The sequence below is a fragment of the Desulfotalea psychrophila LSv54 genome, from assembly GCF_000025945.1.
GTDB classification, from domain to species: domain Bacteria; phylum Desulfobacterota; class Desulfobulbia; order Desulfobulbales; family Desulfocapsaceae; genus Desulfotalea; species Desulfotalea psychrophila.
The window spans coordinates 399,713-426,174 of the sequence record NC_006138.1 but is presented as its reverse complement, the minus strand read 5'-3'; the positions used below and the strand labels follow the sequence as shown (position 1 = coordinate 426,174).

The window sequence follows — 26,462 nt, the reverse complement described above, 5'->3', positions numbered from 1 at the left end:
TCAATAAATCATTCCTTCCCTTTGCTCAGAGGCAGGTAGAGGCGGAAGGTGCTTCCCTGATTGTGCTTGCTCTCCACTCCGATCCAACCGCCCCATGAGCGAATGATACCGAGGACGACGGGAAGACCTAAGCCCCTGCCGGGGAACTGGGTGGTGAAGAAGGGGTCGAATATTCTCTCCAGAGACTTCTTTGTCATTCCGCAGCCCGTATCCCTGATTTGCAGACAGGCCAGGGTGCCTGAGGTGAATGTTATATCTCTTGGTATAAGATATTCCTGAGGAATGTCGCTAGTCTCAACAATGGATGTTGTCAGGGAAATTTCACCCCAATCCTCGGCAATTGCCTCCGCGCTATTGGTTGTGAGGTAGGACAGAACCTGTTTGAGCTGTTTGGCATTGCCATGGATGAGCGGACTGGGAAAAATAAGATCTGTCCGGATGGCAATATTGCTAGGGGTATTGGCCTGAAGCTCTGTCAGATAGTGCTGACAGATATCGGAGAGCGGACAGGGTTCCAGGGTCTCTGAATGTTGGCCGAGATAGGTGAGCATCATGCCGCTTGTCTCTGAAACTCTGCGCGCTGCCTGTTTTGCCATAATGAGCATCTCCCGTGATCTGCCCTCTGCCTCTTCATCTATAACCATTTCCAGGTTGCCTAGGACAACGGTGAGCTGGTTATTAAAGAGGTGGGCGACAGCACCGGCCATCCTGCTCAGGCCTTCACTCTTGTGTAGCTGTCGGCTTTGTGCCTCCAGTTGGGCCAGTTCAACCTCGGCCTGGAGACGTGTGGTGATATCATGGACAATTGAAAAGAGCAGAGCCCTGCCATTGAGGCTTATGGGTTCGCAATAGATCTCTACATCACGGATCGTGCCGTCAGCTTGGCTATGTCTGGTGATAAAGTGTTTTTGTTTCCCGAGGCGAATAAGGTCTATTCTGGCCCAGGTGTCCTCGGTCGGTACGGCATTAATCTGATCAATCTTCAGCTTAAGCATCTTCTTATGGTTAAAGCCATAATAGTTGCAGGCGGCAGGATTGGCATCTGTGATAGCCCTGCTCTCAGGGTCGACGAGGAGCATAATGGTATGCTTATTTTCAAATAAGGTCCTGTATCGTATTTCACTTTCTTGTAATTCCTGTACCGATATTTTTTGCTGCATTCTGTATCCTGCCAGGAAAGTTAATAATGCCAGGGCAATGGATCCAAGCGTTGCCAGAAGAATATAGCCAGTTTGTCGGCCAAGTGAGGTGATATGGTCACGCAGGGGCGTACGTAAGAGTAATACCGCCTCCTCTTCGATGTCCGGGTAGGTCTGATAGACAAAGCCCTGATGGAATACCGGGGTGAACCTTGGTGCTGTTGCGGAGAGCTTGGCGAATAGTGCCTTTTCCGGGGCTGATAACCTCTTGTCATCCTGAATAAATAGCTCGAAGGGAATAGGGCATTTTTTTCCAACGGAGCTGAGCAGAAGCTGGGAGAGAAATCGTCCCATGATGATAACGCCGTGGCTGGGCCCCCTTCCCTCCGATGTGAGTATCGGCCTGGCCACTAAGGCCAGTAAGCCCTCATCTGTTTTAAAGAGGCCCTTTTTCTCTCTATTCGTTTTAAGCACCGATGCAACCAGGGATCTTATGGAAGGAGTGCTATGAAGGTTAACCTCACGTTCCATATCCGGATGATAAGCTCCTTTGAAGAGTTCTATGGCGTTCAGGTCGTAGAGCGCCAGGAAGTCGATCTTGGTTGATTTGGAGAGGGTTGTTAATGAGGGAACATTCGCCTCAAGGTACTCTTGATTGTGGTTTTGGCTAAATTTGTAGGTCTCATCCCAGTCGCCCCAATCTTGGGTAAGGAGGGTAAGGCTGGGGAATTCATTTTTGATGGTGGCGCGAACTCGGCCGATGTCCTCTAGCCCTTGTCTTTTTTCTAACTGTTGGAATGCCGGTTGGATTATGCGGAGATTAAGTGTCCAGGAAATTATTAAAACATATGCTAGACTGGAGATTATCAGTGCTATTGCTTCGATAAATTTTGCCCTGAAGGGTGATGCGTTTATTTTGCGCAAATTGGCCTCCATTAAGAGCGCGAGCAGAATATTCTGTTCAAAATATGATATGGTACATTGGCTAAAAAATGATAAAGATAGGAGCGTAACTCCACTCTACGATTATGAAATAGTGAATGTCAAATAGGCCTTGCCTTTTCTTCTCTGGAGGAAGAGGATGCTTTGTATCGAGAGGTGAAGGGAAGTTTTGTTTTAGCCATAGCATGCTATCTTAGCTGTGGCAGAGGGCTTGGCGGGAAAAAATATTTATGAGATAGGATTATTGGCGCAACCGATTTTATACTTATCAGGCTTATACTGCAGAGGAGAGATATATGTTTGAATGGATAGTGCTTCCACAGGGGTGGATAGCGCTGGTAACCCTGGTCGCCTTAGAAATTGTTCTTGGTATTGATAATATCATTTTTATTTCGATCTTGGTGGCTCGTCTGCCGGAATCGGAGAGAAACAGGGCTCGTCGGTTGGGTATCCTTCTGGCAATGGCCTCCAGGCTTCTCCTTCTCTTCTCTATTGTTTGGGTAATGAGTTTGGTAGAGCCCTGGTTTTCCCTGGCGGGTAATGATTTTTCCGGTAGAGATATTATTCTCATTGTCGGTGGCCTCTTTCTTCTCGGTAAATCTACCCTGGAGATACACAGCAGTTTGGAGGTAGCAGAGAGGGAGGGGCCTGTCCTGGCGACAAGCACATTTATGGCGGTGCTGGCCCAAATTTGTATCCTGGATGTTATTTTTTCCCTCGATTCGGTGATCACCGCAGTCGGCCTTGTTCAGCACACCTCCATTATGGTTATTGCCGTTGTTCTCTCCGTGGCTGTTATGCTGGTTGCGGCAAAATCCATTGGCGAGTTTATTGATAAGAATCCGACCATCAAAATGTTGGCCCTCTCCTTTCTTATTCTCATAGGGGTCACCTTGGTGGGGGAAGGTTTTGATATGCATGTGGCCAAGGCCTATATCTACTTTGCCATGGCCTTTTCGGTGGGTGTTGAGATGTTGAATATTAGAATCCGAAAAAATCAGGATTCTAAAAAGGTTCAGCTTGATAAAAAAATACAATGAGAATTTATTCACAGGTATAAGTATGTGGCGTAAACGAATCGCGCTTGCCCTTATACTGTTCAGCCCCTGCTCCCTTGCGCTTGGGGCGGAGGAGGTGCCGATTAATAATGAATGTGTGATTCTTCTCCATGGTTTAGCCAGAACCAGCAGGTCAATGGTCAGCATGGAAGAGTCTCTGTTGTCCTCGGGTTACAGGGTTATTAATCTTGATTACCCCTCGCGGAAATTTAAGATTGAAAAATTGGCCGATGCTGCTGTTTCAGCGGCGCTCAGTGAGTGTCAGGAATACTCTCCCCGCAAAGTTCACTTTGTCACCCATTCATTGGGTGGAATCCTTGTTCGTCAATATCTCTCAAAGAGGCAGATTGCAAATCTTGGCCGGGTTGTCATGCTCAGTCCGCCTAATGGGGGGAGTGAGGTGGTGGATAAGATGAAGGCTGTGCCCGGCTTCTTTTGGCTCAATGGTCCGGCCGGTCAGCAGCTGGGAACCTCTGCGGCGAGCATTCCCCGGAGATTGGGCAGGGTAGGCTTTGAATTAGGGGTGATTGCCGGTAACAGGAGCGTTAACCTCATTCTTTCTCTTATGATTACGGGAGAGGACGATGGTAAGGTTTCCATAGAAAACGCTAAGGTGGAGGGGATGGTTGATTTTTTGGTTTTGCCCCACTCTCATCCCTTTATAATGAGAGCCACCGAGGTTATTCGTCAGACAAAATACTTTTTACAGCACGGTGCCTTTCAGAGGTAGAGTCTGTTTGTTCGCCAAATCAAGAAGGGAGAGAGGAATGAAGGTATATTTTGCCCATGGGAAGGAGAGTGGTCCCTGGGGGAGCAAGATAAAGAGGCTTGCCCTGATCGCCCGTAAAGAGGGTCTTCAAGTTGAGAGTATTGATTATTCGGATCTTCCTGAGGCCGATGCTCGGGTTGAGCGATTGGTAAAGATCCTGCGGGCTGAGGAGGAGACCTTTCTGCTGGTGGGCTCAAGCATGGGCGCCTATGTTTCCCTGGTTGCATCTGAGAGGGTAGATGCCAAGGGGCTATTTCTTTTGGCACCAGCCCTCTATATGTCAGGATATGAGAGACAGACTCATAATTCTCATTGTCAACATATTGAAATCGTCCATGGTTGGTCCGACGATATTATCCCTGCCTCTCACTCAATAAAGTTTGCCGAGGAGGCAGATTGCTCCCTGCACCTGATCAGCGGAGATCATCGACTGAACTCCTCACTTGTGGCGGTGGAGAGGATATTTAGCCAGTTTTTGAGCTCGATGAGAGAGATGTCTGCCCTGTAATCCTTGCCTCTTTCGGCTAGTCGACTGCCTTCACGAGCTCATCTCTTCAGGAGTCATTCTTTTTACTGCGAAGGAGAAGTCCGAGCTGTTCAAGCTCTCTTTTTTTAAGGACTTCAAAGCGCTGTCGAGCCATTTTTATCTCTTTTTCCTGAGCATTACAAAAATGGCCGATCCAGTAGATGAACATTACTTCAGAGGGGATGGCGCCCTGCTGGGATCCTGCTTTGTGGGGGATACTGTTTACCCTTTGGTTAAACTCTGCCGCCTGTTCCGCCGCATTGCCAGAGCTGTCATGCTTACTGGCCCAGAGGCGAATGTCCTTTGCCACATTATCTATGCTTTTCTGGATTTTGGCATCGTCGCGGGCAAAAAAACGGAACTCGTCATGGGCTTTTATGAAATTTGTAGCCATTGGTTGGAAGCTGGTTTCATCCATAAAGCCAATACTTTCACCATACCACTGCATATTATTAAAGAGGCGTTCATAAAATAGTTGAATAAAGGTGGTGGCATCACCCTTCTTCAGACCCGCAAAGATCATGCAATAATGACTCTTTATCTCCATGGCCAGAATAATATTTTTGCCCTGCACCCTTATCAGATGAATCAGCCACTGCATCAGAGCAGGTTTGGTCCCATCACTGTTTTTCAGATCATCGTCTGCCAAGTTTGTGTGCGGGGCTGGTTCTACCGGTGAGACTTTGACGCCCCCCTGACTGACGGTGAAAAAATTACAGGCTGTCCTGGTGCAGTTAAAAATCAGCATAGTTTTTATTCCCTGTAGTGAGTCCTGTTGATCTCTTTTTGAAGTCTCTTAGATGTTAACTGTAACCTATCCATTTTACCTTAATTCTTTCTTATAGCATATCGAAGAAGTTGCAATTGGACAATATTGGTTAAGAGTATTCTTTTGAGGAAGTAAATCTGTCTCCCTCCCTTGCCTCATCTTATGGGGTCTCTGTTTGGAGTTGCTCTGAGGAAATAATTTGCTCGAAAAGATGAAGTCTGGTGTTGGTTTCGCTATGATATGAGAGTAGGGCGCTTTTTGAGTAAAGGTCCTCCTCCTTGCGATTGTTGAGAATGTGACCTGTAATTTTTTTAACCCTGTATTCAGGGGTGGGATTTTTTGTATATGGAAATGTTTCTAAAGGTAAGCCTATGAAGATAAAACGACTGACACTCCATAATTATCGTCGATTCACCAACTTTGAAATTGATTTTGATGAGCAGTTGACTGTTCTGGTTGCGAAAAACGGCGAGGGGAAATCAACTATCCTTGATGCTGTTGCCACCTCTCTGGGTGTTTTTTTAACCCGCCTGCCCAGGGTGACAGGTCTGGAGCCCAAGGCCAGTGACTTTCATATCTTCTCTGACGGGCATAGACCTCCCTATATGCGTATTACCAGTGAGACCGATACAGGTTTTGTCTGGGATAGAACGGAGAGACGGGATCAGACAGAAAAAACGGCAGGAGAAATACCACCGGGGCGCGGGGTAAAAGAGCTCTATGCATATGTTGATCAGTTCATAGAGGCAGAAAATGCCGGTGCCGATTACCAGCTACCGATATTCATCTACTTTGGCACGGGGCGTGACGTTTTTGAAATTCCCCTGCCTGAACCCTGTCTCTGTAAGCCTCGCCGGCGTTTTGATGCCCTGCATGGGGCCCTGCAAAGCCGGACAAATTTTAAGGGCTTTATGGAGTATTTCTATGCCTTGGGCCAGTTGGAGGCGAGGGCGCAGAAAAGATCAGGTTCCCCTGATCTTGAACTGCCCGAGTTACGAGCTATTCGTAGGGCTGTAAACTCTATGCTCCCGGATTTTTCTAATCCACAGGTTGTAGAGCAGTCAACCATTCAGGTGGATTGGCGTCAGGAGACGGGAGTCAAGCAGTTGACAATTGAGCAGCTCAGTAGTGGCCATCGGATGATTCTGGTCTTAGTGATGGACATTGCCGCCCGTATGGTGCAGGCAAATCCTCAAATGGCTGACCCCCTGCAGACCGAAGGTATTGTCCTGATTGATGAGGTGGATCTTCATCTCCATCCCAGTTGGCAGCAGGTAATCCTCCTTGATCTGATGAAGACCTTCCCCTGTATTCAATTTATTGTTACCACCCATAGTCCCCAGGTGGTTTCTGCTGTTGATCCTAGGAGTCTGCGGGTAATTGACTGGAGAGAGGACCAGCCCAGTCTGGTGCCCGTGGGCTTTTCTGCCGGTGCTGAGGCCCAGCAGGTTCTGCTCCAGGTGCTGGGGGTTGAATCATCCCGGGTGCAGCAGCTGGCGGTTGTACAAAAGTTGAAAAGGTATCAGGCTCTGGTGGATGCGGATAGGTGGGACTGTGAGGAGGCCTTGGAGCTACGTCGGGCGCTTGATATCTGGGGCGGGGAGCATGAGCCCGAGTTGGCCTGTTTGGATATGGATATTCGCATGAAAGAAATGGATAGATTCGATGAAGAAGATAATTAAGGGAGAAGAGCCCACCTTCCTCAGAGAGTATCATCAGGCCCATTTCACCGATAGCTGGGAAAAGTATAGGAAAAACGGCGATAGGCGTAATCAGGTGCAGGAACAGATCCGTCGAGATCAGGGGGGCTTATGCGCCTACTGCGAGATTGATTTGAGAAGGGCCGATACCTTGAGCAGTGCAGATTTTCGGGTTGAGCACTTTCATCCAAAATCAGATAATGGCGCTGATCATAACTGGGGGTTGGATTGGCAAAACCTGCTGGGCTGTTGCCATGGGGGCAGTCAAAGGGATGTTATTGATGGTAAGAGACGCTTTACCAGCCCTGACTACTCCTGTGATGTGCCTAAGGATAGAGAAAATTTTGATGAGGTGATCTTGAACCCCCTTCTCCTGCCGGCAAGTCCGAATCTCTTTACCTATAGCCGGACAACGGGGCGGATGGAGGTGCATATTAACAACTGTATTCGGGCCGGGGTCGATGTGGAGAAGGCCCAGAATACAATTGACAGCCTACGTTTAAACGCAAAACGTTTGACTGATCTGCGTCGGCCAGTTTTGCTCCATCTTAATCGGCAGTATAACAGACTTGTCAGTCAGGGCTTCAGTGCCGTAGATGCGAGAAGACGACTTGCCCGGGCAATACTGCGCCGAAATAAGGTCGGGAACTGGCCAGCCTTTTTTTCTGCAATCAGGGCTTATTTGGGTAAACAGGCCGAGGAGCATTTAGAGCGAATTGGTTATGACGGTTAGTTAGCCTTGGCAGATGTCCTCTTCTCAGGACTTTTCAGCTAGGAGATGAGAGGGAAGGTCTTTGCCTGCTGTGTTGGATGAAAATTATCGGGTCCCCCACAATATGGGGACCCGTTTTTTTTAGGAGAGGAGCATGGCGAAATAGCCACCAACCAGAGCGAGAACTGTTGTCAGGGCATAGGTGAGGGGATAGGGAACCGCCGCCACAGCACTTTGGGACTGTTCGCAGATGGCATTGAGCCCCGGGGTTGAGTTGCGGGCCCCGGTACTGGCCCCGGCTGCCACAACGCTGTTGAGCTTGAAGACCTTGATTCCCACGACAAAGGCAACCAGAGGGGGCACTAGCGCTCCCAGGATACCGATGATTGCGACCCATATTGCCGTGGTCCCGTGGAAGGATTCGATTATCTTAGGGCCAACAGCGGCTGCGAGTACTGCAACAAAGAGGTTGAGGCCGATGTCCTGCAAGAAACTGCGGGCACCTTCACTCATGGGGCCACCAAATTCAGGGTTACGGCTTCGCCAGTAACTCATAAAGATACCGGCAAGCAGGCAACCGGCAGAGGTGCCAAGGGCAAAGGGGATACCTGCGAAGTTGAAGCTGAGGCTACCAAAAATATAGCCTATGCCCATGGCGATGGCCATATACATGACCTCGGTAATTGAACTGTTAAGGATTGGTCTGCCACCGAGTCTTTTTGCTGCCTGTTGGATACAGAAATCCGGACCGACAAATCTCAACACATCACCTACCTGAACAGCTGTGCCTGCGAGGAGGGGAAGCTCTTGGCCAAATCGAAAGAGGGCCTTGAGCTGTAGGCCAAAACCAATGGATCGGCCAAGCTCTGCCAGGGTATCTCCGGCAACATCGCGGCTACCAATATGGATATCGGCAACCTCTATGGGGACATCTCTTGCCAGAATACTGTCGCTCTCCTTTCCTATCAGTTTTTTACCATCGGCTATGAGCTCGTGCACATCGGCTCGAACGGAGACAATATCTCCCCTCTTTATGGGATTGTTTTCGGACAAGTTGAGTAGCTTGCCCTGACGGACAACCCGGAGGATGGGTGCCTCAGGATAGAGGTGAAAAAATTCCTGGACAGTTTTGCCGATGATCTCTTGGTGGTCGACCTCGTAGGCGCGAAGATCAAAGTGGGAAAAACCTAAAGAGAGAGAGCCTGCGGCTCCGGGAACGGGGTCTGTTGCTCCGCCACTCAGCTCTTTTTCAGCTAGTTGGGCATCGGCTATGGGGTCATGGCCAAATATTTGGGGCAGGTAGCGGATAAGGAGGATGATACCGATATTGGAGAGGACGTAGCTTATGGCATAGCCAGCCGCAATGTTTGCCCCAATCTGTTCTGTGCTTACTCCCGGTGGCGGGGTGTAGGCACCGTTGGTAAGTGCTGTTTGGGCCACGCCAATGATGGCGGTAATGGTGTAGCTGCCGGAGATAATGCCGGGGGCAAAGCCGGCTTCCAGACCTGCTAGTTTAACCCCGAAAAAACAGATGAGCCAGTTCAGTGACCAGACAATCAGCCCTATGACAATGAAGGCCAGACCACCTGTCTTGAGGCCTGAAAAAAATTGAGGACCAACCTTAAGGCCAAGGGCGTACATAAACATGAGGAGAAAGATGGTGGAGACAATGCTGGGGATGCCATAGATAATCCCGAAGATATTTTGGCCGATGATGGAGATGAGCACTCCCACCAGTAATGTCCCCGCTGTTGGCCCGAGGGATATGCCCCAGAGCGATATCTTGCCCAGGGGGTAGCCGATGGCCAGGGCGAGGAGGATAAAGACAAATGGCTGTTCTTTAAGAAAGTTAAAGCAGGTTTTAATTGGAGCAAAGGAGTTTTTTACTTCGCCCTTGGCGGTCACCGCCTGATTATCGCCAGCAACAGCCGAGACAGTAGCCTGAGAGCTGCCAGCATGGTCCTTGGCCCAGGATGTGCCGGAGGAGACCGCTGTCAGGCTGAAGAGTATGGCCAAGGCTACTAATAGCGGGCAGAGAAAAGTGGACCTTTTTGCTTGAAATGCCATGGGGGCAATCATTTGGTTTCTCCCTATGTAGGTTGTGGTTGTGTCGCTCCTAGCTGTGCTTAAAACTGCCAGAGAACTCTTCACTGCTCTGGTGAATAACTGGATTTTTTTTGAAGTACTCCAGGCAGTGCTGAAGGTCTTTGAGGAGTAGGTCAGCTAAGTCCCGGCTGAAACCATGGCGGACGAGGATGCGCATTACCACTAAATCCTCTCTATTGGCGGGCATGCTATAGGCCGCAATCTGCCAACCACGGCTCCTAATGCGATCCGATAGGTCAAAGAGGTTGAATCCCGGGGCAACGCCCTCTTGTAAGGAGAAGCTCATGGCGGGAATGCCTCCCCTGCCATCGTAGATGATCTCAAATGGGCCGAGTTTTTTGACTTCGCTTGAGAGGTATTGGGCTGTTTTGTAGCAGGCTTGGTGTATTTTGCGATAGCCCTCATGGCCAAGACGTAGGAAGTTATAGTACTGGGCGATAATCTGTCCTCCTGGGCGGGAGAAGTTGAGGGCAAAGGTGGGCATATTGCCTCCCAGATAGTTGACCCAGAAGATGAGGTCCTCGGGGAGCTCCTCTTTGTCTCGCCAGAGCACCCAGCCTACGCCGAGTGGTGCCAACCCAAATTTATGACCCGAGGCATTGATCGACTTTACCCGTTTCAGGCGAAAGTCCCATTTGAGATCGGGATCGACAAAGGGAGCAAGAAATCCACCGCTTGCCCCATCCACATGGACTGGGATGTCGAGGCCGGTCTCTTTTTGCAGTTGATCAAGGGCCCTGCAAATCTCTTCTACCGGCTCATAGACACAGGTAAATGTAACTCCCAGGGTGGGTATGACTCCGATGGTGTTTTCATCGCAACGCTTTACGGCCTCTTCCGCCGTCATATAGAGTTGGTCCTCTAAGGGGACTTCTCGTAGTTCCACATCCCAGTAACGGGCAAATTTATGCCAACATATCTGGACAGGGCCACAGACAATATTGGGTCTGTCTGTGCCCTTGCCGGCGGCCTTTCTCTTTTCGCTCCAGCGTTTTTTTAGGGCCAGTCCACCGAGCATGGCCGCCTCACTGGAACCGGTGGTGGAGCAACCCAAGCTGTTGGCAGAATCCGGGGCATTCCAGAGATCGGCCAGAATGTGCACGCATCGGGATTCAATCTCTGCAGTTTGAGGATACTCATCCTTATCAATCATGTTTTTATCGATACACTCGTCCATCAGCCTGTGAACTTCCGGGTCATCCCATGTCTGGCAAAAGGTCGCCAGGTTTTGCCGGGCATTGCCATCCAGCATCAGTTCGTCGTGAACCATCTGGTAGGCGTGGCGGGGATCAAGCTCTTTTTGCGGCATCTTGTATTTGGGAAGAACAATGGAGAGATCAGATGATGCATAGATATCATCCATGATGTTGTTCTTTCTCTTGTTGTGCAGGGGCATTCTTTTCTCCTTTTCCGTGCGTGGATAGCATCTGAGCAAAGTAGCTTTGCAGAGATATGCAGATTGACCTTGCCTGCTCTGGCAGGGAGTAGTTGCGACAATAGCTGTGAAATATTACTGTGGAAGCAGACTGTATTGTTATCTACAAAAAATATGTTTGTTATCTCTGTCTATTATGCATAGATCTGCCCCATAGTCAAAAAGGGGGAATTGCAGGTAGAGGTGGTTTCTCTGGGGCTTCTGTCTGTTGTTCCTGTGGTTTGGTGCAGATGGTTGGCGTCTTGTTTGTTAGGTAAAAGAAGGTTTTAAAAAAGGTAATTGATATGATTTTTTTTCTGTATATGGCGGTTGGAGCAGTGGCGGGACTTCTTGCCGGACTTCTTGGAATAGGGGGTGGCCTGGTGATTGTCCCTATGCTCACCTTTGCCCTTGCCTCTCAGGTACCCCCTGAATATCTGCTGCATGTAGCCCTGGGGACCTCTCTTGCCAGTATTATCTGTACCTCTCTCTCCAGTCTCTGGGCCCACCATAAACGTGGGGCTGTGCTTTGGCCGGTGGTTGGGCGGATTACTCCGGGCATTTTGGTGGGCACTTTTTTCGGGGCCTGGGTGGCCTCCCAGCTTTCCACCACCTTTTTAAAGGTCTTTTTCGGGGTATTCCTGCTCTATGTGGCAACTCAGATGCTGCTCAGTATACGGCCAAATGCAAGCCGTGATTTGCCGGGAACGGTGGGGATCTTTGGCGCCGGCTCTGTCATTGGCACCTTTTCCAGTCTGGTAGGTATTGGTGGCGGCACCCTCTCCGTGCCCTTTTTGGTTTGGAATAATATTGCCATGCATCAGGCCATTGGCACTTCGGCGGCTATTGGTCTGCCCATTGCCCTGGCGGGCAGTGCCGGTTATATAGTTAATGGCCTGATGGTGAGCGGTTTGCCGGCCGGGACCTTTGGCTTTGTTCACCTGACGGCTCTTGCTGGTATTGTGCTCACTTCTGTTTGCACAGCCCCTCTTGGCGCTCGTCTGGCCCATAGTCTGCCTGTAGCCAAGCTGAAAAAAATATTTTCCATGCTTCTCTATGTGGTGGGGCTTAAGATGTTGTGGGGGAGTTTCTAAAGGTGGGGGGGCCAACCTTGTAGGAAGGTTGGCCGGGGAGAGCTCTCTATTTAGGGGTGACGTTACATTTATATGGATTGACGGTAAGGACAGGGCAGTGAGAGTTTTGCACAACCTTGTTGGCGACACTACCAAACATGATCTTTTCCAGTCCCTTATAGCCGTGGGTACCCATGACGATCATTCCCGTCTCTAAACTCGAAGCGTATCCGATGATCTGTTCACTGATATCACCTGCTAAGACCTTGGTGGTGATCTCTTTGCAATTCTTGTTAAGGAGAGGGAGATTGACATTGTAGAAGTCTTCCATTTTTTTCGTTGCGCTTATAAACAGCTCAGTCTCCAGATCTGCAACAGATTTTTCTGGTGAAAAGAATCCTGCGTTATAATCAAATTCCTGGACAACGTAGACAAAGTGCAGGGCTGCATTAAACTGTCCAGCGATATAGGCAGCAGATTGGGCAACAAATTCTGAATTTTTTGAAAAATCAATAGGGGCAACAATAGAGTCTATCGGCTTTATGATGTTCATAACAACTCTCCATATAAAATTTTTGGATACAAATACGCCAGCATAGATATAGTATATTCCTTCTCTATCTCTGTTGCGAGTAATTAATGCTATTTTTTTGAGGGAAGTTGGTTTTTGGTGGTTTTGTACTATTACATGTTGATATTGTTTGGTTTATCTGTCGCAGGCAGGGCCATTTTTGTGGTTTGACTGCTGTCTGCTGTTTTTGCTTTTGTTCAATATAACTAGTTAGGTGTCTGGGCTGGTGTAGGGGAGTGCTATGGCGGATTCAATGATAAAAGAGTGTCCGGATTGTGGACAGCGGCTGCGTTTTCCCACCAAGATTGGTGGAATGCTTATGAAGTGTCCACAGTGTGGCACAAAATTCTACTCTGATTTCAGGGTAAAGGGTGATGGCGCGGCATATGAGCCAAGGGTCTTGGCAACAGGTATGCTGCAGACTATCTTTGAGGCGCCCTCTAATCTCTTCAGGGGCATTCGGCGATATTTTGGCGGGTAAACATCTCTCAGATCTGCGCCGCTAATGGCCAGCGCAGATTTCAGCGATTAATCGTAGAGATACATTTCGTCAATATCGTCCCATGTCTTGCCATCTCCTGCGCGCAGAAGGAGGAGCTCTTTGTAATAATAGAAGAGGATGGAGATGGTCTGTACCTTGATATCCTCACATTTGCTCGGCTGGGTCAGAACTATGGTGCAGGCCTCTTCAGCTGACATGTTAAGGATTCTCTCTATCTCTGCCATTATTCCACCCTTGTTAATTCTTAAAAATTTTTCCATGGGAGTGGTGATGGGGGGGGCATAGTTCAGACCCTCCAAGCGATGCGCAGTCTCCTCTATAACCTGGTTACTTGCATCGTCCGTCAGTTTATTGATTTCATCCTTAATCTCTTTGGCTGTGTGGTGGTACGGTATATTGTTCATTCACCCTCCCTATAAGATTTTGATCTTTCGGCCCTTTTTTCTGTCGAGCGTGCTGTTCTCATTTGTTACCATTTCAAACAGTATAGCATAAGAGTATGGGCTAGGGATAAATTTGCCAAATCATAAAGGAGGGCTGAGGCCATAAAGAGGGCAGGACCTATGTGCGTCGAGTCTTGAAGGCGATGGCGTAGAGAGAGACAGAGATAACGATTACCAGGCCATGGATGAGTCGTGTCCAGTAGCCTGAAAGACCGGCGCTGATGATGCCCGCCTCCAGTATGCCGATAATGATTGCCCCGATAAGGGTGCCAAAAATGGTGCCCTGTCCGCCAAAAACAGAGGTTCCGCCCAGAAAGACTGCGGCAAAGACCAGGAGCATATAGCCCTCGCCTTGGGTGGGCCACCAGTTGGCCATCTCCAGACAGACCATGACCGATGCCAGAGCACTTATCAGGCCCATGAAAATAAAGAGGCTAATCCGTACCCCATCGGTTTGTACCCCCATCATTTTTGCGGTGCCAATGTCATCGCCAATAAAGCGAACACTGTCGCCAAAGACATGGCGGTTGAGCAGGAGCCAGACCATGATGGCCAGAGCAAGGCACCAGACGGTTTGCATGGGAAGCCATCCCCAGAGTCTGCCCACCATTATATCATGGAAGAGAGTAGGGCGTACCTCGGTGAGGTTGAGGGCAAGGCCGTTACAGAGCAGGGTGGACGCTCCTCGCCAGAAGAACTGGGTGCCGATGGTGGCGATAATGGCGGGGACCCCGATTTTTACGACAATGAGACCATTGCAGAGCCCTGCGAAGGCTCCGGTGCCAAGGGCGGCAAAAAAACCGAGCAGCGGACTTGAGGTTGCCTGAAAGACTGAGGAAAAGGCCAGACCCGAGATGACCATCACCGAGGGAAAGGACATGTCCATCTCTCCGGCAATAATGAGGAGGGTAAGCCCCAAGGCAAGGATGGTGGGAAAGGGGATGGTGGACATAAAGGCCACGTAGATCCGTTGATGGAGAAATGTCTGGGGGCTGAGGTACATAAACAGACCCAAAAGAGCAAGAAGTAGGCTAAGAATACCCAACTGGAAACGGTAGCTGACGAGGTATGCTTTCATTCTGTTAAACTTCTCCATTTTTGCCTCGTGCGGCAGAAATTTGATCTAATTTTTCAAAGAGCTCAGAGACAGACATCTCTTTTTTTCTGCACTGGTGGACAATGCTTCCATGGCTGACAAAGAGAAAACGATCTGCTATCTCATGTATGTGGTGCAGGTTATGGGAGACAAAGAGGGCAGATTTCCCCTGTTTGGGGATGGCGCGAATATAGTCGAGGACACGTCTCACCTCTTTTACTGCCAGGGCCGTGGTTGGTTCGTCGAGGATGGTTAAGGCTGCGTTGAAATGCATGGCCCGACTAATGGCCAAACCCTGTCTCTCCCCACCCGAGAGTGTACCTACCAGGGCGTCGGCAGAGATACCGACACCCTTGAGGCCAATACTCTCTTTGAGCATGGAGAGGGTAATTTCCTTCTCCTCTCGTATCCGGATAAAACCCAAGGCATTATGCAGGTGTCGACCGACAAAGACATTGCGCCACAGTGGTTGCTTCTCTCCCAGAGATCGTTCCTGGTAGACGGTTTCAACTCCCATGGTCCGGGCTTTGATAACGGAGTGATGCCGTAGGTTGATGTCGTGGCCGTTTATCTGTAGGCGGCCGGAATCCGGACGGAGCACGCCGGAGAGAATTTTGATAATGGTGGATTTTCCTGCCCCATTATCACCGATGAGGGCTACAACTTCTCCCCTATAGATAGAGAAGTTAACCCCTTCGAGTGCCTGTATGGGGCCAAAGGATTTATTGATCCCGGAGGCCTTGAGTATGGTATCCATCTGTAGATTAACGTATCCCTTTCTTGGCAAGAGGTTCTATCAGGTCAATATTTCCTTTATGGATAAAGCCGCCGCCTGTTTGGACTTCAAGTCCGGAAAAGCCGAAGCGCTTGGTGAGAACGATCTGTAATACGGGCAGATAGCCCTGGAGATAGGGCTGGCCATCACCGACAAGATCCACATAACCGGATTTAATGCCAGCTGCGGTGGCAGGCGAGAGGCTGAAGCCGGCACCGATGATCTCATCCGGGCCAAGGCCTGCTGCTCGAAAGAAGTTTTCCTGTTGAGCGGTCAGCGCTCCATGGTCGGTAAAGACAATGTCGCAGTCGGGATTAGAGGAGAGATAGGCGGCGATTACCGAGGTGCCGAGGCTGGCATCTTTATCGATCTCCGAGCTGATCTCCATATAGTCTACCTCAATACCGGCAGCCTGAAGGGTTTCGATAATAGCCCTGGAGCTGAGGCCACGGGTTGGGCGACTCTGCAGGCCCCAGACTAGGGCCCTGTCTCCTTTTTTAAGGGCAAAACGATTGATGGCCTCAGAGGCCAGGGCCTTGCCTCGCCCGTAGTTGCTTACCCCCGCATAACCAAACCCTGCTGCCTGGTACTGTGCCATCAACTTAGGGAGTTCAGTATCGGCTGAGGTAATTATTATCCCCTTCTCTTCGGCCTCTTTAATCAGTGGCGCGTAGGCATCATCACCCGGATGTCCCATCACTACAACACCATCAGGCCCTGCGGCAATGGCCTTTTTTAGGTTTTCGATCATCTTCTGTGGACTCCAGTTGGAGTACATGAATTCAATCTCACAGCCAAGATCAGTCGCTGCCTGTTGGGCCCCATTTTGCACCACGGTATTATAGCTGCCGCCAACGGGGCCTCCCGTGTCAAACCAAATCTTTATTCCTTTGCCGCTCTGCTTGAGGGCGTCTGCTGCAAAGACATTAGTGCTGAGCAAAACGAGCAGTGTCAGCGCCAGGCTCCATTTTTTTATTTTCATTCTCTATCCTGTTTAAGGGTTCTCGCTTGATTGCGTCAAGAGTAGTTTGAGTATCGGCGCTAGGGTAGTCAAAAAGCCAGGCTGTTGCCACGCATTTTTTGATATAGTGTGGATGACGTTAATAGGTAATCTTGATGGATTGCGGGGTTGGGGCTGGAGGGGTATTGTTGAGACTCGTCTCTAAAGAGAGTTTCCATATATTATTGCATAGAGCCTGTTTTGTGGAAAAGCCGTGCTGGTCCCCTATCCTATTGTCTGGGCCGGCATGAGCGAATGGCTGGATTGGGTCACTTCGGCCGTTTTGGTGGTGGAAGAGATGGCCCTATTCCAGCCCGTAGTCTCTTATCTTGTTGAGCAAGGTTTGCCGGGCAATGCCGAGTTGCTTTGCCGTGGCGCTCTTATTGAAGCCGGATCGTGCCAAGGCCTGTTGGATAGCCCTCTTCTCGACGTCTCGCAGGGTGTCTCGACTGCTCAGCTCGCCCGGGCTGCGATTGCGGAAAAACTGGGGCGGGAGTTCGTGGGCCGTTATCTGTTCACCGAGACAGAGGATGACACCACGTTCAATGCTGTTTTCTAATTCTCTGATATTGCCGGGCCAGGGATATTCCATCAGTAAATCCAATGCTTCCTGGCTGAATCCTTTGATATCCTTTCTGTTTTTCTTGTTGTAGAGAGAGAGGAAGAAGTTTGCCAGGATGGGGATGTCGACCAGTCTCTCTCGTAGGGCAGGTAGGTGGAGAGGGACAACGGAGAGGCGAAAAAAGAGGTCCTGGCGGAAGGTGCCTTCTTCTATCAATTTTTCTAAATTCCTATGGCTGGCGGCGATAATTCTCACATTGACCTTGATGGAGTCATTTCCGCCTACCCGTTCAAACTCGCCCTCCTGTAAAACCCGGAGTATCTTTACCTGAGTTGTCAGGCTCATATCTCCAATTTCATCGAGAAAGAGGGTGCCCTTGTCCGCCCGTTCGAAAAGGCCTTTTTTTTGTTTTGCTGCTCCGGTGAAGGCCCCCAGCTCGTGACCAAAGAGCTCGCTTTCAAGTAAATTTTCATGCAGGGCAGCACAGTTAATCCGGATCAGTGCCCCCTCTTTTCTCTTGCTGTGCCTATGTATTGCCGTTGCCACCAGTTCCTTGCCCGTGCCTGATTCTCCTGAGAGAAGGATGGTTGCATCGCTGGGGGCAATGAGGGATATCTGGGAAAAAAGTTCCTGCATGGGAGCACTCTCCCCGATGATCTCAGGGAACTTGCTGTCGGCCTGAGGCTCTGTGCCGGGAGAGAGAGGAGGAGATATCTTTTGATGCAGGGCCTTTGATATTGCAATATGCAAGTTATCTATATCAACCGGTTTGGTGACATAGTCAAAGGCACCCTTCTTCATGGCCTCAATGGCATTTTCCATGGATGAAAAGGCGGTAATGACAATAACGGGAATCCTGTTGTTCTGCTGGGAGAGCAGGGAGAGGGTGGCGAGGCCATCGATGCGAGGCATCTTCATATCAAGGAGGATGAGATCAATCTTGTTTTTAGTAAGTTTGGCTAGAACCTCATCGCCATCTCCTGCCGTAATTACCTGATAGCCGAGTTCACCGAGGTTTACCTTGAGCATGGTTCTATGCCCCTTGTCATCGTCTACCAGAAGTATTTTTTTCATTGAGCAGCCCCTTCATTATTTGGCTTTTTGGGTAGGATGATACGAATATTTGTGCCCCTGTTTTGAGCAGTGGAAACCTCAAAAAAACCTCGATGTTGCGCTATGATTTGATGGCTTACAGCCAAACCGAGTCCCGTGCCTGTTTTGCTGGTGGTGAAAAATGGATCGAACATCTGTTCTCTCTCTTTTTCTGACATGCCGCACCCGGTGTCTGCTATGGAGATAATAACACTGTCATTGTCTTCACTACACTCAATATCTATCGTACCGCCAGTTGCTGTGGCGATGATACTATTGCGTAAAATATTCATGAGCACCTGGAGGATTAAGTCCGGATCGGCGTTGATTATAATTCCCTGATCCATTGGCCAGGAGACTTTAATTTTGGCAGTGGAAAAATCCATCTCCAGTAAAAGTTTAATCTTTTTTAGGAGTTCAGACAGGCATGTGGTCTGCAATTGCGGCTCTCTTGGTCGGGAGAATTGCAGCAGGCCGGAGACGATTCTGTTTAATCGGTCAATTTCAGCCACCATTAGTTGGGAATATTCCTTTGTCTCCTCGCTGGCATTGTTTGATTTACCGAAAAAATAGGCAAATCCCCGCAGGGTCCCCAGGGGATTTCGAATTTCATGGGCAATTCCTGAAGCCATCTTGCCGAGGGCTGCCATTCTTCTGGAAAGCTCCAGCTGGGCCTCCATGTTTTTAAACTTGCTTATGTTTTCAATAACCAAAACCTTGCCCATATTGACCTGGCCTTGGCTAATGAGTGGTGAACAGCTGATTCTTAATGATCTCTTCTCCTTGCCTCCATCTCCTGCCTCTATTTCATTTGTGAGCTGATTCGTTGAATTCAGATGGCTGGAGTAGGCAGGTATTATCTTATCTATTTCAATTCCTTCAAGATTCTCCGACTTTAGGCCAAGGATGTCTGTCGTGCATTGATTGTAAGAGATGAGTCTGTTTTGGTTATCTATGGTGACGATACTCACCGGTACAGATTTAAGAATACTATCCGTATAGAGCTTCATATCTGCAATGGTGGCACTAAAGGAGCGCATTTTCTGGTAGAGAAATAGGAAGTACATCCCCGATAGTGCCAGCAGGAACAAAATTGCCGTCATAATAAATGCATGGTGGCGATCCTCCTCTTGGGCCTGATCAAATGTCCCGGTGGAAATTCCCACCGATATGATCTGCTCTGCTCCTGAAGATCCCTGTTGAATTAATTTTGAAATCACAAAAAGTCCCTGTTCTTTTTTGTGGCTTGTCAGCCCTGTACCTCTCATTGACTCTATCTTCTCTTTTGTGAGATGAACTCTGAATTTATTATAAAGGCCTCTCCCCTTATCGATGATAAGGCCCTTTGGTTCCATGGCGATAAAGAGGATCTCATCGTTTTGAGAAATTTCTGAGATAAAATTATTAAAGTATTCAGGCCTGTCCAGGGCATCAGCATTCATTGCTTCAATGGATGAGATGATAATTCCCCCCTGATTGAGCAGTGAGGATTTCATAAAATTTTGGGCTCGATGGATGTTGTCTCGGGTTGAGATTGCAAAGAGGATAAAGATAATAACGATGCTAAAGAGAAATAAAAAGGGTCCTGTTGAGAGTTGAAAAGAGGAGGGCGATTGTGGGATCTTATGCTTGAACTTATTTTTTTTTTTCATGATTCTTGCCTCTTTCACAGATTTGATCTTTGTCTCTCCACATCGTATTCTATTAAGTTAGAGTATGTATTCATTAAAAACAAGTGTCTAAAAGTTAGGCAGTTGTTCATCGCAGACTGTCCTGTTTTTAGAGCCCCTGTTACTTTTGTCTTTTGTTAAAGACAGGGGAGTTTGTTTAATATTGTGTCGTATCAGTGGATTACAGTTTTAAATTTTTAGATCTTTTTTTGGCAAGCCTCTTGCTTTATAGGAGACATGATCTTGATTGTAGAGAAAGACTAATAAAAATAGGAGAACAGAATGAAAAAGGTAATTATTGGAATGGTTTTGTCGGTAAGTCTTGTCCTGGGCGTTGGTGCTGTTCTGGCTCAGGGGACTAACTCGGATAAGGATCACATGATGAACGGCCATATGATGGATGGTAAGACCCATATGGACGGTCAGATGGATGCTTGTCCGCAGATGGATGGTAAGGGGCAGATGAACGGAAACGATCACATGATGAATGGAAACGATCACATGATGAATGGAAACGATCACATGATGAATGGAAATGGCCAGATGAACGACAACAACATGCTCAATGAAGATGGTCTGATGATGGATGAGAAAAAATAGGCAGTCTCCTCTTCGTGGGATTGATGGGTGCAGGAGGGCTGTTTGGCATTTGACCCTTTTTCCCGAAATAAAGGGCTGGGATGTTTTGTTGTTATTTAATGATCTTAGAAATGGGTTAATGAATATGTTGAGAAATAAGAAGTTCTTCCTATTACCTGCAACTCTTTTTTGTCTTCTTAATCTCTTAACCCTTGCTCAGGCGGAAACCCCTGTTGACCATTTGCACCTCCTGCTTAAGGAGGCCCTGTCGCACAATCTTGAGATAGCAAGTCTTGAAGAAAAGACCAGGGCATTGCAACTTGAGGCCCCCTCTGCGGGTTCCCTCTCTGACCCTCGAATAACCCTGGCCCTTGTTAATCTGCCAACGGATAGCTTTTCCTTTAGACAGGAGAATATGACTCAAAAGCAGCTGGGAATAGCTCAGGGCCTGCCATGGTTCGGTGTTCTCAGCCTTAAGGAGAAAAATGCTGAACTGCGGGCTCGGCAACAGGAGGAGTTGACCCGGGCGAAGAGGCTCTCTGTGGCTAGAGATCTCAAGCTTGCCTGGTATGATCTGGCTCTTGTTCAGGAAAAGTTAAAATCAAATGAGCAGATACATAAGCTGGTAAGGCAGCTGTTGGTGGTTAGTGAAACAAGATATGCCGCAGGTAAGGGCCTGCAGCAGGATGTCCTCTTTGCCCAGGTGCAGCTCTCGGAGTTGCAAAATGATAAGATCAGCCTGGGAATTGAACGCAATAGCCTGCAGGATCGCATTGGCAATTTGCTCGATCGGGATGATCTCTATCGCGGGACGGCACCTGCCTATACCTTGGATGATCAGTTATCCCTGAACCAGGAAAGCTTAGTTGCGCAATCACTGGAGCGGAATCCCTCGGTGGTGAGCCAGAAACTTGCCATTATCATTGCCAAAAATAAGGTCAAATTGGCAGAGAAGGCCTATATGCCCAATATGGATTTACGCCTCGCCTATGGTCAGCGGGATAGCAGCGATACTATGCCGCGTTCTGATTTTGTCTCCGCGGGCATCACCTTTACCGTTCCTCTCTGGCAGAGTAGGCGGCAGGATAGCCAACTTGGCGGGAGTAAGCGGAGGGTTCGTTCTGCTCGCTATACCCTGGAATCTCTGGAAAAGAGTTTGCCCCATCGTGTTGACGGGCTTGTCACCGTCATTAACGAATCTTTTAAAAATTACAGACTCTATAGCAAGGGCATAGAGATGCAGGCAGAGCAGTTGGCCCGGGCCTCCCTTGCCGCCTATTCCGTTGGCAGCGTTGAGTTTTTAACCATGCTTAATGCAGAGATAAAGCAGGAGAAGGTTAAGCTCGCTGCCAAGAGGTATCTCTACAAAATATACAAAAAAAACGCTGAGCTGGAAGAACTTGTCGGCCAGCCTGTGTCCATTGGCAGAGAGGTATGATCATGCGAATTATTATAAAAACCGTTCTCCTCTTTTTTCTTATCCTGGCATCGGCAGTCCAGGCTGCCGAGGGGCTGAAGGCGGGTGATGTTGATCCCGCAACAGGCAAGGTTATTGAATATTGGGTTGCGCCCATGGATCCGGCCTATATTCGTAAGACACCGGGGAAATCCCCCATGGGCATGGACCTTGTTCCCGTCTATCGGCAAGAGGGGGGAGAGAAGTTGCCTACCTCAAGCATTCGCATAGATCCTGTCACCGTACAAAATATGGGTGTGCGTTACGGCTTTGTCCGGAGTGCGCCTCTGGCAAAGACAATCCGCGCCCTTGGCCGGGTCAGTTATGACGAGAGTCGTGTCTACGATGTGAATACTAAGTTTGAGGGTTGGATCGATCAGGTCTATGTGGACTTTATCGGCAAAAAAGTATCGAAGGGGGAGGCGCTTTTCACCATATACAGCCCCCTCGTAGTCGCTGCTCAACAGGAGTATCTGCTTGCCGTGGCTCAGGCCCGATATTTTAAGAAGCAGCGGGGAGAGGGGCTGAAGCTCGCCAGGCAAAATGCCGAAAGTCTGCTCCGAGCCAGCCAGCAACGTTTGGACTATCTTGATATAGGAAAAGATCAGCGGAAAAAGATCGCTGCCCGTGGCAGGCCCCTGAAAAATATTACCTTCTATTCGCCTGTTACCGGGGTTGTTGTTCAGAAGAACGTCCGCCAGGGATCTTTTGTTAAGCCGGGCATGAGCCAGTATCAGGTTGCCGATCTGAGTACCGTGTGGCTGGACGTTGATGTCTATGAATCCGATTTGTCCTATGTGCAGGAGGGGATGAAAGCTGAGATGGAGTTAGTGGCCTTTCCCGGGCAGAGGTTTCAGGGCGAGGTGCTTTTTATCTATCCCTATCTGGACGCCAAAACGCGCACAGCTGGGCTGCGACTGAGCTTTAAGAACCCTGAAAACAAGTTTAAGCCGGCTATGTATGCCAATGTCTATCTGCAGGCAAAGATTGCCGACAAGGCCCTCCTCATCCCTCAGGAGGCTGTCATTGATTCTGGCCTTCGTCAGATTGTCTTTGTGGCAAAGGAGGGAGGTGTCTTTGAGCCGCGTACCGTTAAACTTGGGGTGACGGGAGAAAACCATCTCGTCCAGGTGCTCACAGGTCTTGAGGCCGGCGAAAAAATAGTCACCTCGTCTCAATTTTTACTCGATTCAGAATCCCGCCTGCAGGAGGCCATCCAGAAAATGCTGGAGCCAGAGGAGCAACCTGCACCGGCGGCGGATTTTGATATGAGCGATGAAGGGATGGATGACTCTTTTGATATGTCTGATATGACAATGGAAGATCAAGCCAAGGGGCAATAGCTATGATACGATCACTGATTTCCATTTCTATTAAAAACAGAGTTTTGGTACTCCTCTTTACCCTCATTATTGTAGTTGCAGGCCTTTGGTCAATGCTACGCATTCCCCTGGACGCAATTCCCGATCTGTCCGATGTTCAGGTCATTGTCTTCACCGACTATGTCGGTCAGTCGCCCCAGGTGGTGGAGGATCAGGTGACCTATCCGCTTACCACCGCTATGCTGGCCGTGCCCTACGCTAAAACGGTGCGTGGATTCTCCTTCTTTGGCATGAGTTTTGTTTACGTCATCTTTGCTGATGGTACGGATCTGTACTGGGCGCGTAGCCGGGTAATGGAGGCCCTGAACTATGTTTCGGGCAGCCTACCGGCCAATGTGACCCCGACCCTGGGCCCGGATGCGACGGGGGTGGGCTGGGTCTATCAGTATGTTTTGCAGAGTGATAAACACGATTTGCAACAGCTGCGCTCCATTCAGGATTGGTTTTTGCGTTATGAGTTGATGAGTGTGCCGGGTGTGTCGGAGGTGGCCTCCATCGGTGGCTTTGTTAAGCAGTATCAGGTTGTGGTCGATCCTAATAAATTACGCGCCTATAATATCTCCCTGCGACAGGTACGCAGGGCTATTCAGCGATCCAATAATGATGTTGGCGGTCGGGTCATAGAGATGGGCGAAACCGAGTTTATGGTGCGCGGCATTGGCTATATAAAATCACTGGAGGACATTGAAAACATAGGTCTTGGTGTTGATTCCCGTGGCACGCCAATTCTCATAAAGAACATTGCTCAGGTGCAGATAGGCCCTGAGATCAGGCGTGGCGTTCTGGACTTTAACGGTGAGGGGGAGACCGTGGGGGGCATTGTGGTGATGCGCTACGGTGAAAATGCCCTTCAGGTTATCGAGAGGGTGAAAAAGCGGTTGGAGGAGATCCAGCCCGGTCTGCCTGCCGGGGTGAAGATAGAGGCTGTTTACGATCGCTCTAACCTCATTCTCAGTGCGGTGAAAAACCTCAGGACCACTCTGCTTGAAGAGAGTCTCATTGTTGCCCTGGTCTGTCTTATTTTTCTGGCCCATCTGCGCAGTGCTCTGGTGGGGATTATAACTCTGCCCATCGGTATTTTTATAAGTTTTATTCTCATGGAGAGGCAGGGAATTAATGCCAATATCATGAGTCTCGGCGGCATTGCCATTGCTGTGGGGGCAATGGTTGATGCCGCCATTGTCATGATTGAAAATGTTCATAAACATATGGAGCACGATGATGGCAGACGCAGTCACTGGGAGTTGGTAAAGGACGCCTCATTAGAGGTAGGGCCGGCCCTCTTTTTCTCTCTGCTTATTATCGCCGTCAGTTTTCTGCCTGTCTTTGCTCTGGAAGCTCAGGAGGGTCGCCTCTTTAAGCCGCTTGCCTATACAAAGACATATGCCATGGCCGGCGCGGCCTTTTTGGCGGTGACCCTTGTCCCTGTGCTTATGGGTTATATGATTCGCGGTAAGATTATGCCCGAGCATAAAAATCCAATAAATCGATTTCTTATCTGGATCTATGATCCGGCTATCAGATGGGCCCTCGGTGCTAAGAAAACAGTTGTGGTCATTGCCCTCCTGCTGATGGCAACAGTTTATATCCCCTATCAGAGGATAGGCTCAGAGTTTATGCCGCCACTGGATGAGGGTGATCTGCTCTATATGCCGACAACCCTGCCGGGAATTTCCATAGCAAAGGCCAGGGAACTTGTCCAGCAGACGGATAAGATCATTAAATCCTTTCCCGAGGTGGCAACTGTTGCCGGTAAGGCCGGTCGGGTGGAAAGTGCAACCGATCCTGCCCCGCTTTCCATGCTTGAAACCACAATAGTACTTAAGCCAAAGTCCCAGTGGCGGGAGGGAATGACCACGGAAAAATTGGTGGCCGAGATGGATAAGGCCATCCAGTTTCCTGGGGTGACCAATGCCTGGACCATGCCCATTACGGCCCGTATAGATATGCTGTCAACGGGGATCAAGACCCCTGTTGGTCTGAAACTTATGGGCAATGACCTGGAGGTGCTGGCAGATCTTGGTAAGGAGGTTGAGGTGATTTTGGGTGAGGTGCCGGGGACGGTGAGTGTTTATGCGGAGCGGGTGACCGGCGGCAACTATCTTGATTTTAATATAGATCGGCAGGCTGCTGCCCGCTATGGCCTGACGGTGGGAGATGTGCAGGAGGCAATCAGCGGTGCCATTGGTGGCATGAATGTGGCAACAACGGTGGAAGGCCTGCAGCGTTACCCTATAAATGTCCGCTATGCCAGAGATCTGAGAGACAGTCCCGAGACCTTAGGGGAGGTACTTATTGCCACGCCCGGTGGGGCCCAGATACCCATGAGGCAGGTTGCTACCATAGTTATCAAAAAGGGGCCGGCGGCGATAAAGAGTGAGAACGCCCGTACCAATGCCCTTGTCTATGTGGATATTGCAGGTGTCGATATCGGTAGCTATGTGCAGGAGGCAAGGGCGGCTGTTGCCGAGGGGCTGAGTCTGCCTCCGGGCTATTCAGTTGTCTGGTCCGGTCAGTATGAGTATATGGCCAGGGCCAAGGCTAAGATGATGATGGTTGTCCCCGCCACCCTGCTCCTCATCTTCCTCCTCCTCTATTTGAATTTTAGAACCCTGGGGGAGAGCCTGATCGTCATGCTCTCTGTGCCCTTCTCTTTAGTGGGTGGGCTGTGGCTGATGGATCTGCTTGGCTATAATATGAGTGTTGCCGTTGCCGTAGGATTTATTGCCCTTGCCGGGGTGGCAACAGAGACGGGTGTTGTCATGCTGATATATCTCGATATTAGCTATCGCCAATATAGGGAGAAATTTGGAGAGAGGTTTTCTAAAGCGCATCTGGAACAGGCCATTGAGGAGGGTGCTGCCCAGCGGGTACGGCCGAAGATTATGACCGTTGTGGCTATTATTGCAGGGCTTGCTCCTATCATGTGGAGTAGCGGCACTGGTTCAGAGGTAATGAAGAGAATAGCAACTCCTATGATTGGGGGCATGCTCAGTTCAACTCTTCTTACCCTTTTTATTCTCCCTGTTGTCTACGGTTGGTGGCGGGGCAGAGGTTTGTCGGACAGGGCCCAGGTGGGCGGTGTTGAGGCGAAAAAAGATCATTTAGACCAAGAGTCTTCTTAAA

General features: G+C 49.3%; 22 protein-coding genes. 11 read left to right on the top strand and 11 right to left on the bottom strand.

What is annotated here, in order from left to right:
• Positions 1-8 precede the first annotated feature (8 nt).
• Complete coding sequence (locus tag DP_RS01965; protein ID WP_162096622.1) at positions 9-2,063, bottom strand: CHASE4 domain-containing protein; 2,055 nt, start codon at positions 2,061-2,063, stop codon at positions 9-11.
• A 314-nt stretch (positions 2,064-2,377) separates the two neighbouring features.
• Between DP_RS01965 and DP_RS01960 the strand changes: the two genes are divergently transcribed.
• Genes DP_RS01960 through DP_RS01950 form a run of 3 tightly spaced genes read left to right on the top strand, consistent with a single transcriptional unit; the run spans position 2,378 to position 4,416 of the window.
• A complete protein-coding gene (locus DP_RS01960; RefSeq protein ID WP_011187637.1) occupies positions 2,378-3,121 on the top strand; it encodes a TerC family protein in 744 nt (247 codons plus the stop codon).
• A gap of 22 nt (positions 3,122-3,143) precedes the next feature.
• Positions 3,144-3,869, top strand: a complete 726-nt coding sequence (locus DP_RS01955) for an alpha/beta fold hydrolase (RefSeq protein ID WP_049784984.1) — start codon at positions 3,144-3,146, stop codon at positions 3,867-3,869.
• Positions 3,870-3,906: 37 nt separating this feature from the next.
• On the top strand, positions 3,907-4,416 hold the full coding sequence (locus DP_RS01950) for a YqiA/YcfP family alpha/beta fold hydrolase (protein ID WP_041277509.1): 510 nt from the start codon (positions 3,907-3,909) through the stop codon (positions 4,414-4,416).
• A gap of 46 nt (positions 4,417-4,462) precedes the next feature.
• Here the strand turns inward: DP_RS01950 and DP_RS16495 are convergent, their stop codons facing one another.
• Complete coding sequence (locus DP_RS16495; RefSeq protein WP_011187634.1) at positions 4,463-5,182, bottom strand: DUF6933 domain-containing protein; 720 nt, start codon at positions 5,180-5,182, stop codon at positions 4,463-4,465.
• A gap of 392 nt (positions 5,183-5,574) precedes the next feature.
• On the opposite strand from DP_RS16495, the gene DP_RS01940 reads away from it, so the two are divergent.
• Both DP_RS01940 and ptuB read left to right on the top strand, forming a co-directional pair.
• The gene (locus DP_RS01940; RefSeq protein WP_041277508.1) at positions 5,575-6,885 is read left to right on the top strand and encodes an AAA family ATPase; all 1,311 of its coding nucleotides are present in this window, start codon (positions 5,575-5,577) and stop codon (positions 6,883-6,885) included.
• Positions 6,869-7,636: a retron Ec78 anti-phage system effector HNH endonuclease PtuB gene (gene ptuB / locus DP_RS01935; RefSeq protein ID WP_011187632.1), complete on the top strand. Its 768-nt coding sequence runs from the start codon at positions 6,869-6,871 to the stop codon at positions 7,634-7,636. The genes DP_RS01940 and ptuB overlap by 17 nt, the downstream gene beginning before the upstream one ends.
• Positions 7,637-7,756: 120 nt before the next feature.
• Here ptuB and DP_RS01930 read toward each other — a convergent pair whose 3' ends face one another.
• Both DP_RS01930 and DP_RS01925 read right to left on the bottom strand, forming a co-directional pair.
• Positions 7,757-9,766: an aspartate:alanine exchanger family transporter gene (locus DP_RS01930; protein ID WP_011187631.1), complete on the bottom strand. Its 2,010-nt coding sequence runs from the start codon at positions 9,764-9,766 to the stop codon at positions 7,757-7,759.
• Complete coding sequence (locus DP_RS01925; RefSeq protein WP_041277507.1) at positions 9,732-11,117, bottom strand: glutamate decarboxylase; 1,386 nt, start codon at positions 11,115-11,117, stop codon at positions 9,732-9,734. The genes DP_RS01930 and DP_RS01925 overlap by 35 nt, the downstream gene beginning before the upstream one ends.
• Before the next feature lie 323 nt (positions 11,118-11,440).
• On the opposite strand from DP_RS01925, the gene DP_RS01920 reads away from it, so the two are divergent.
• Positions 11,441-12,229: a sulfite exporter TauE/SafE family protein gene (locus DP_RS01920; RefSeq protein ID WP_011187628.1), complete on the top strand. Its 789-nt coding sequence runs from the start codon at positions 11,441-11,443 to the stop codon at positions 12,227-12,229.
• A gap of 46 nt (positions 12,230-12,275) precedes the next feature.
• Here the strand turns inward: DP_RS01920 and DP_RS01915 are convergent, their stop codons facing one another.
• Positions 12,276-12,761 (bottom strand): universal stress protein, encoded by a 486-nt coding sequence (locus tag DP_RS01915; protein ID WP_011187627.1) that lies wholly within the window; start codon positions 12,759-12,761, stop codon positions 12,276-12,278.
• Between the two features lie 259 nt (positions 12,762-13,020).
• On the opposite strand from DP_RS01915, the gene DP_RS01910 reads away from it, so the two are divergent.
• Positions 13,021-13,260 carry a zinc ribbon domain-containing protein gene (locus DP_RS01910; RefSeq protein ID WP_011187626.1) on the top strand — a complete coding sequence of 80 codons (240 nt, stop codon included), beginning with the start codon at positions 13,021-13,023 and terminating at the stop codon, positions 13,258-13,260.
• A 47-nt stretch (positions 13,261-13,307) separates the two neighbouring features.
• Here the strand turns inward: DP_RS01910 and DP_RS01905 are convergent, their stop codons facing one another.
• The 6 genes from DP_RS01905 to DP_RS01880 form a co-directional block, all read right to left on the bottom strand.
• Positions 13,308-13,685, bottom strand: a complete 378-nt coding sequence (locus DP_RS01905) for a hypothetical protein (RefSeq protein WP_011187625.1) — start codon at positions 13,683-13,685, stop codon at positions 13,308-13,310.
• Between the two features lie 157 nt (positions 13,686-13,842).
• Positions 13,843-14,802 (bottom strand): ABC transporter permease, encoded by a 960-nt coding sequence (locus DP_RS01900; RefSeq protein ID WP_041278200.1) that lies wholly within the window; start codon positions 14,800-14,802, stop codon positions 13,843-13,845.
• 4 nt (positions 14,803-14,806) lie between these two features.
• Positions 14,807-15,577: an ATP-binding cassette domain-containing protein gene (locus DP_RS01895; RefSeq protein ID WP_041277506.1), complete on the bottom strand. Its 771-nt coding sequence runs from the start codon at positions 15,575-15,577 to the stop codon at positions 14,807-14,809.
• 7 nt (positions 15,578-15,584) lie between these two features.
• Positions 15,585-16,577, bottom strand: coding sequence for a sugar ABC transporter substrate-binding protein (locus tag DP_RS01890; protein WP_011187622.1), 993 nt, complete (start codon positions 16,575-16,577; stop codon positions 15,585-15,587).
• A 322-nt stretch (positions 16,578-16,899) separates the two neighbouring features.
• Positions 16,900-18,231, bottom strand: coding sequence for a sigma-54-dependent transcriptional regulator (locus DP_RS01885; RefSeq protein ID WP_011187621.1), 1,332 nt, complete (start codon positions 18,229-18,231; stop codon positions 16,900-16,902).
• Entirely contained in the window at positions 18,228-19,901 is a 1,674-nt protein-coding gene (locus tag DP_RS01880; protein WP_041277505.1) for a two-component system sensor histidine kinase NtrB, read from the bottom strand. The genes DP_RS01885 and DP_RS01880 overlap by 4 nt, the downstream gene beginning before the upstream one ends.
• Before the next feature lie 300 nt (positions 19,902-20,201).
• Here DP_RS01880 and DP_RS01875 point away from each other — a divergent pair, with 300 nt between their 5' ends.
• The 4 genes from DP_RS01875 (at position 20,202) to DP_RS01860 (ending at position 26,461) form a co-directional block, all read left to right on the top strand.
• On the top strand, positions 20,202-20,519 hold the full coding sequence (locus tag DP_RS01875) for a hypothetical protein (RefSeq protein ID WP_011187619.1): 318 nt from the start codon (positions 20,202-20,204) through the stop codon (positions 20,517-20,519).
• A 124-nt stretch (positions 20,520-20,643) separates the two neighbouring features.
• On the top strand, positions 20,644-21,936 hold the full coding sequence (locus tag DP_RS01870) for a TolC family protein (RefSeq protein WP_162096621.1): 1,293 nt from the start codon (positions 20,644-20,646) through the stop codon (positions 21,934-21,936).
• Positions 21,937-21,938: 2 nt separating this feature from the next.
• Complete coding sequence (locus DP_RS01865) at positions 21,939-23,297, top strand: efflux RND transporter periplasmic adaptor subunit (protein ID WP_162096620.1); 1,359 nt, start codon at positions 21,939-21,941, stop codon at positions 23,295-23,297.
• Positions 23,298-23,299: 2 nt separating this feature from the next.
• Entirely contained in the window at positions 23,300-26,461 is a 3,162-nt protein-coding gene (locus tag DP_RS01860) for an efflux RND transporter permease subunit (protein WP_011187616.1), read from the top strand.
• Position 26,462: the final 1 nt, after the last annotated feature.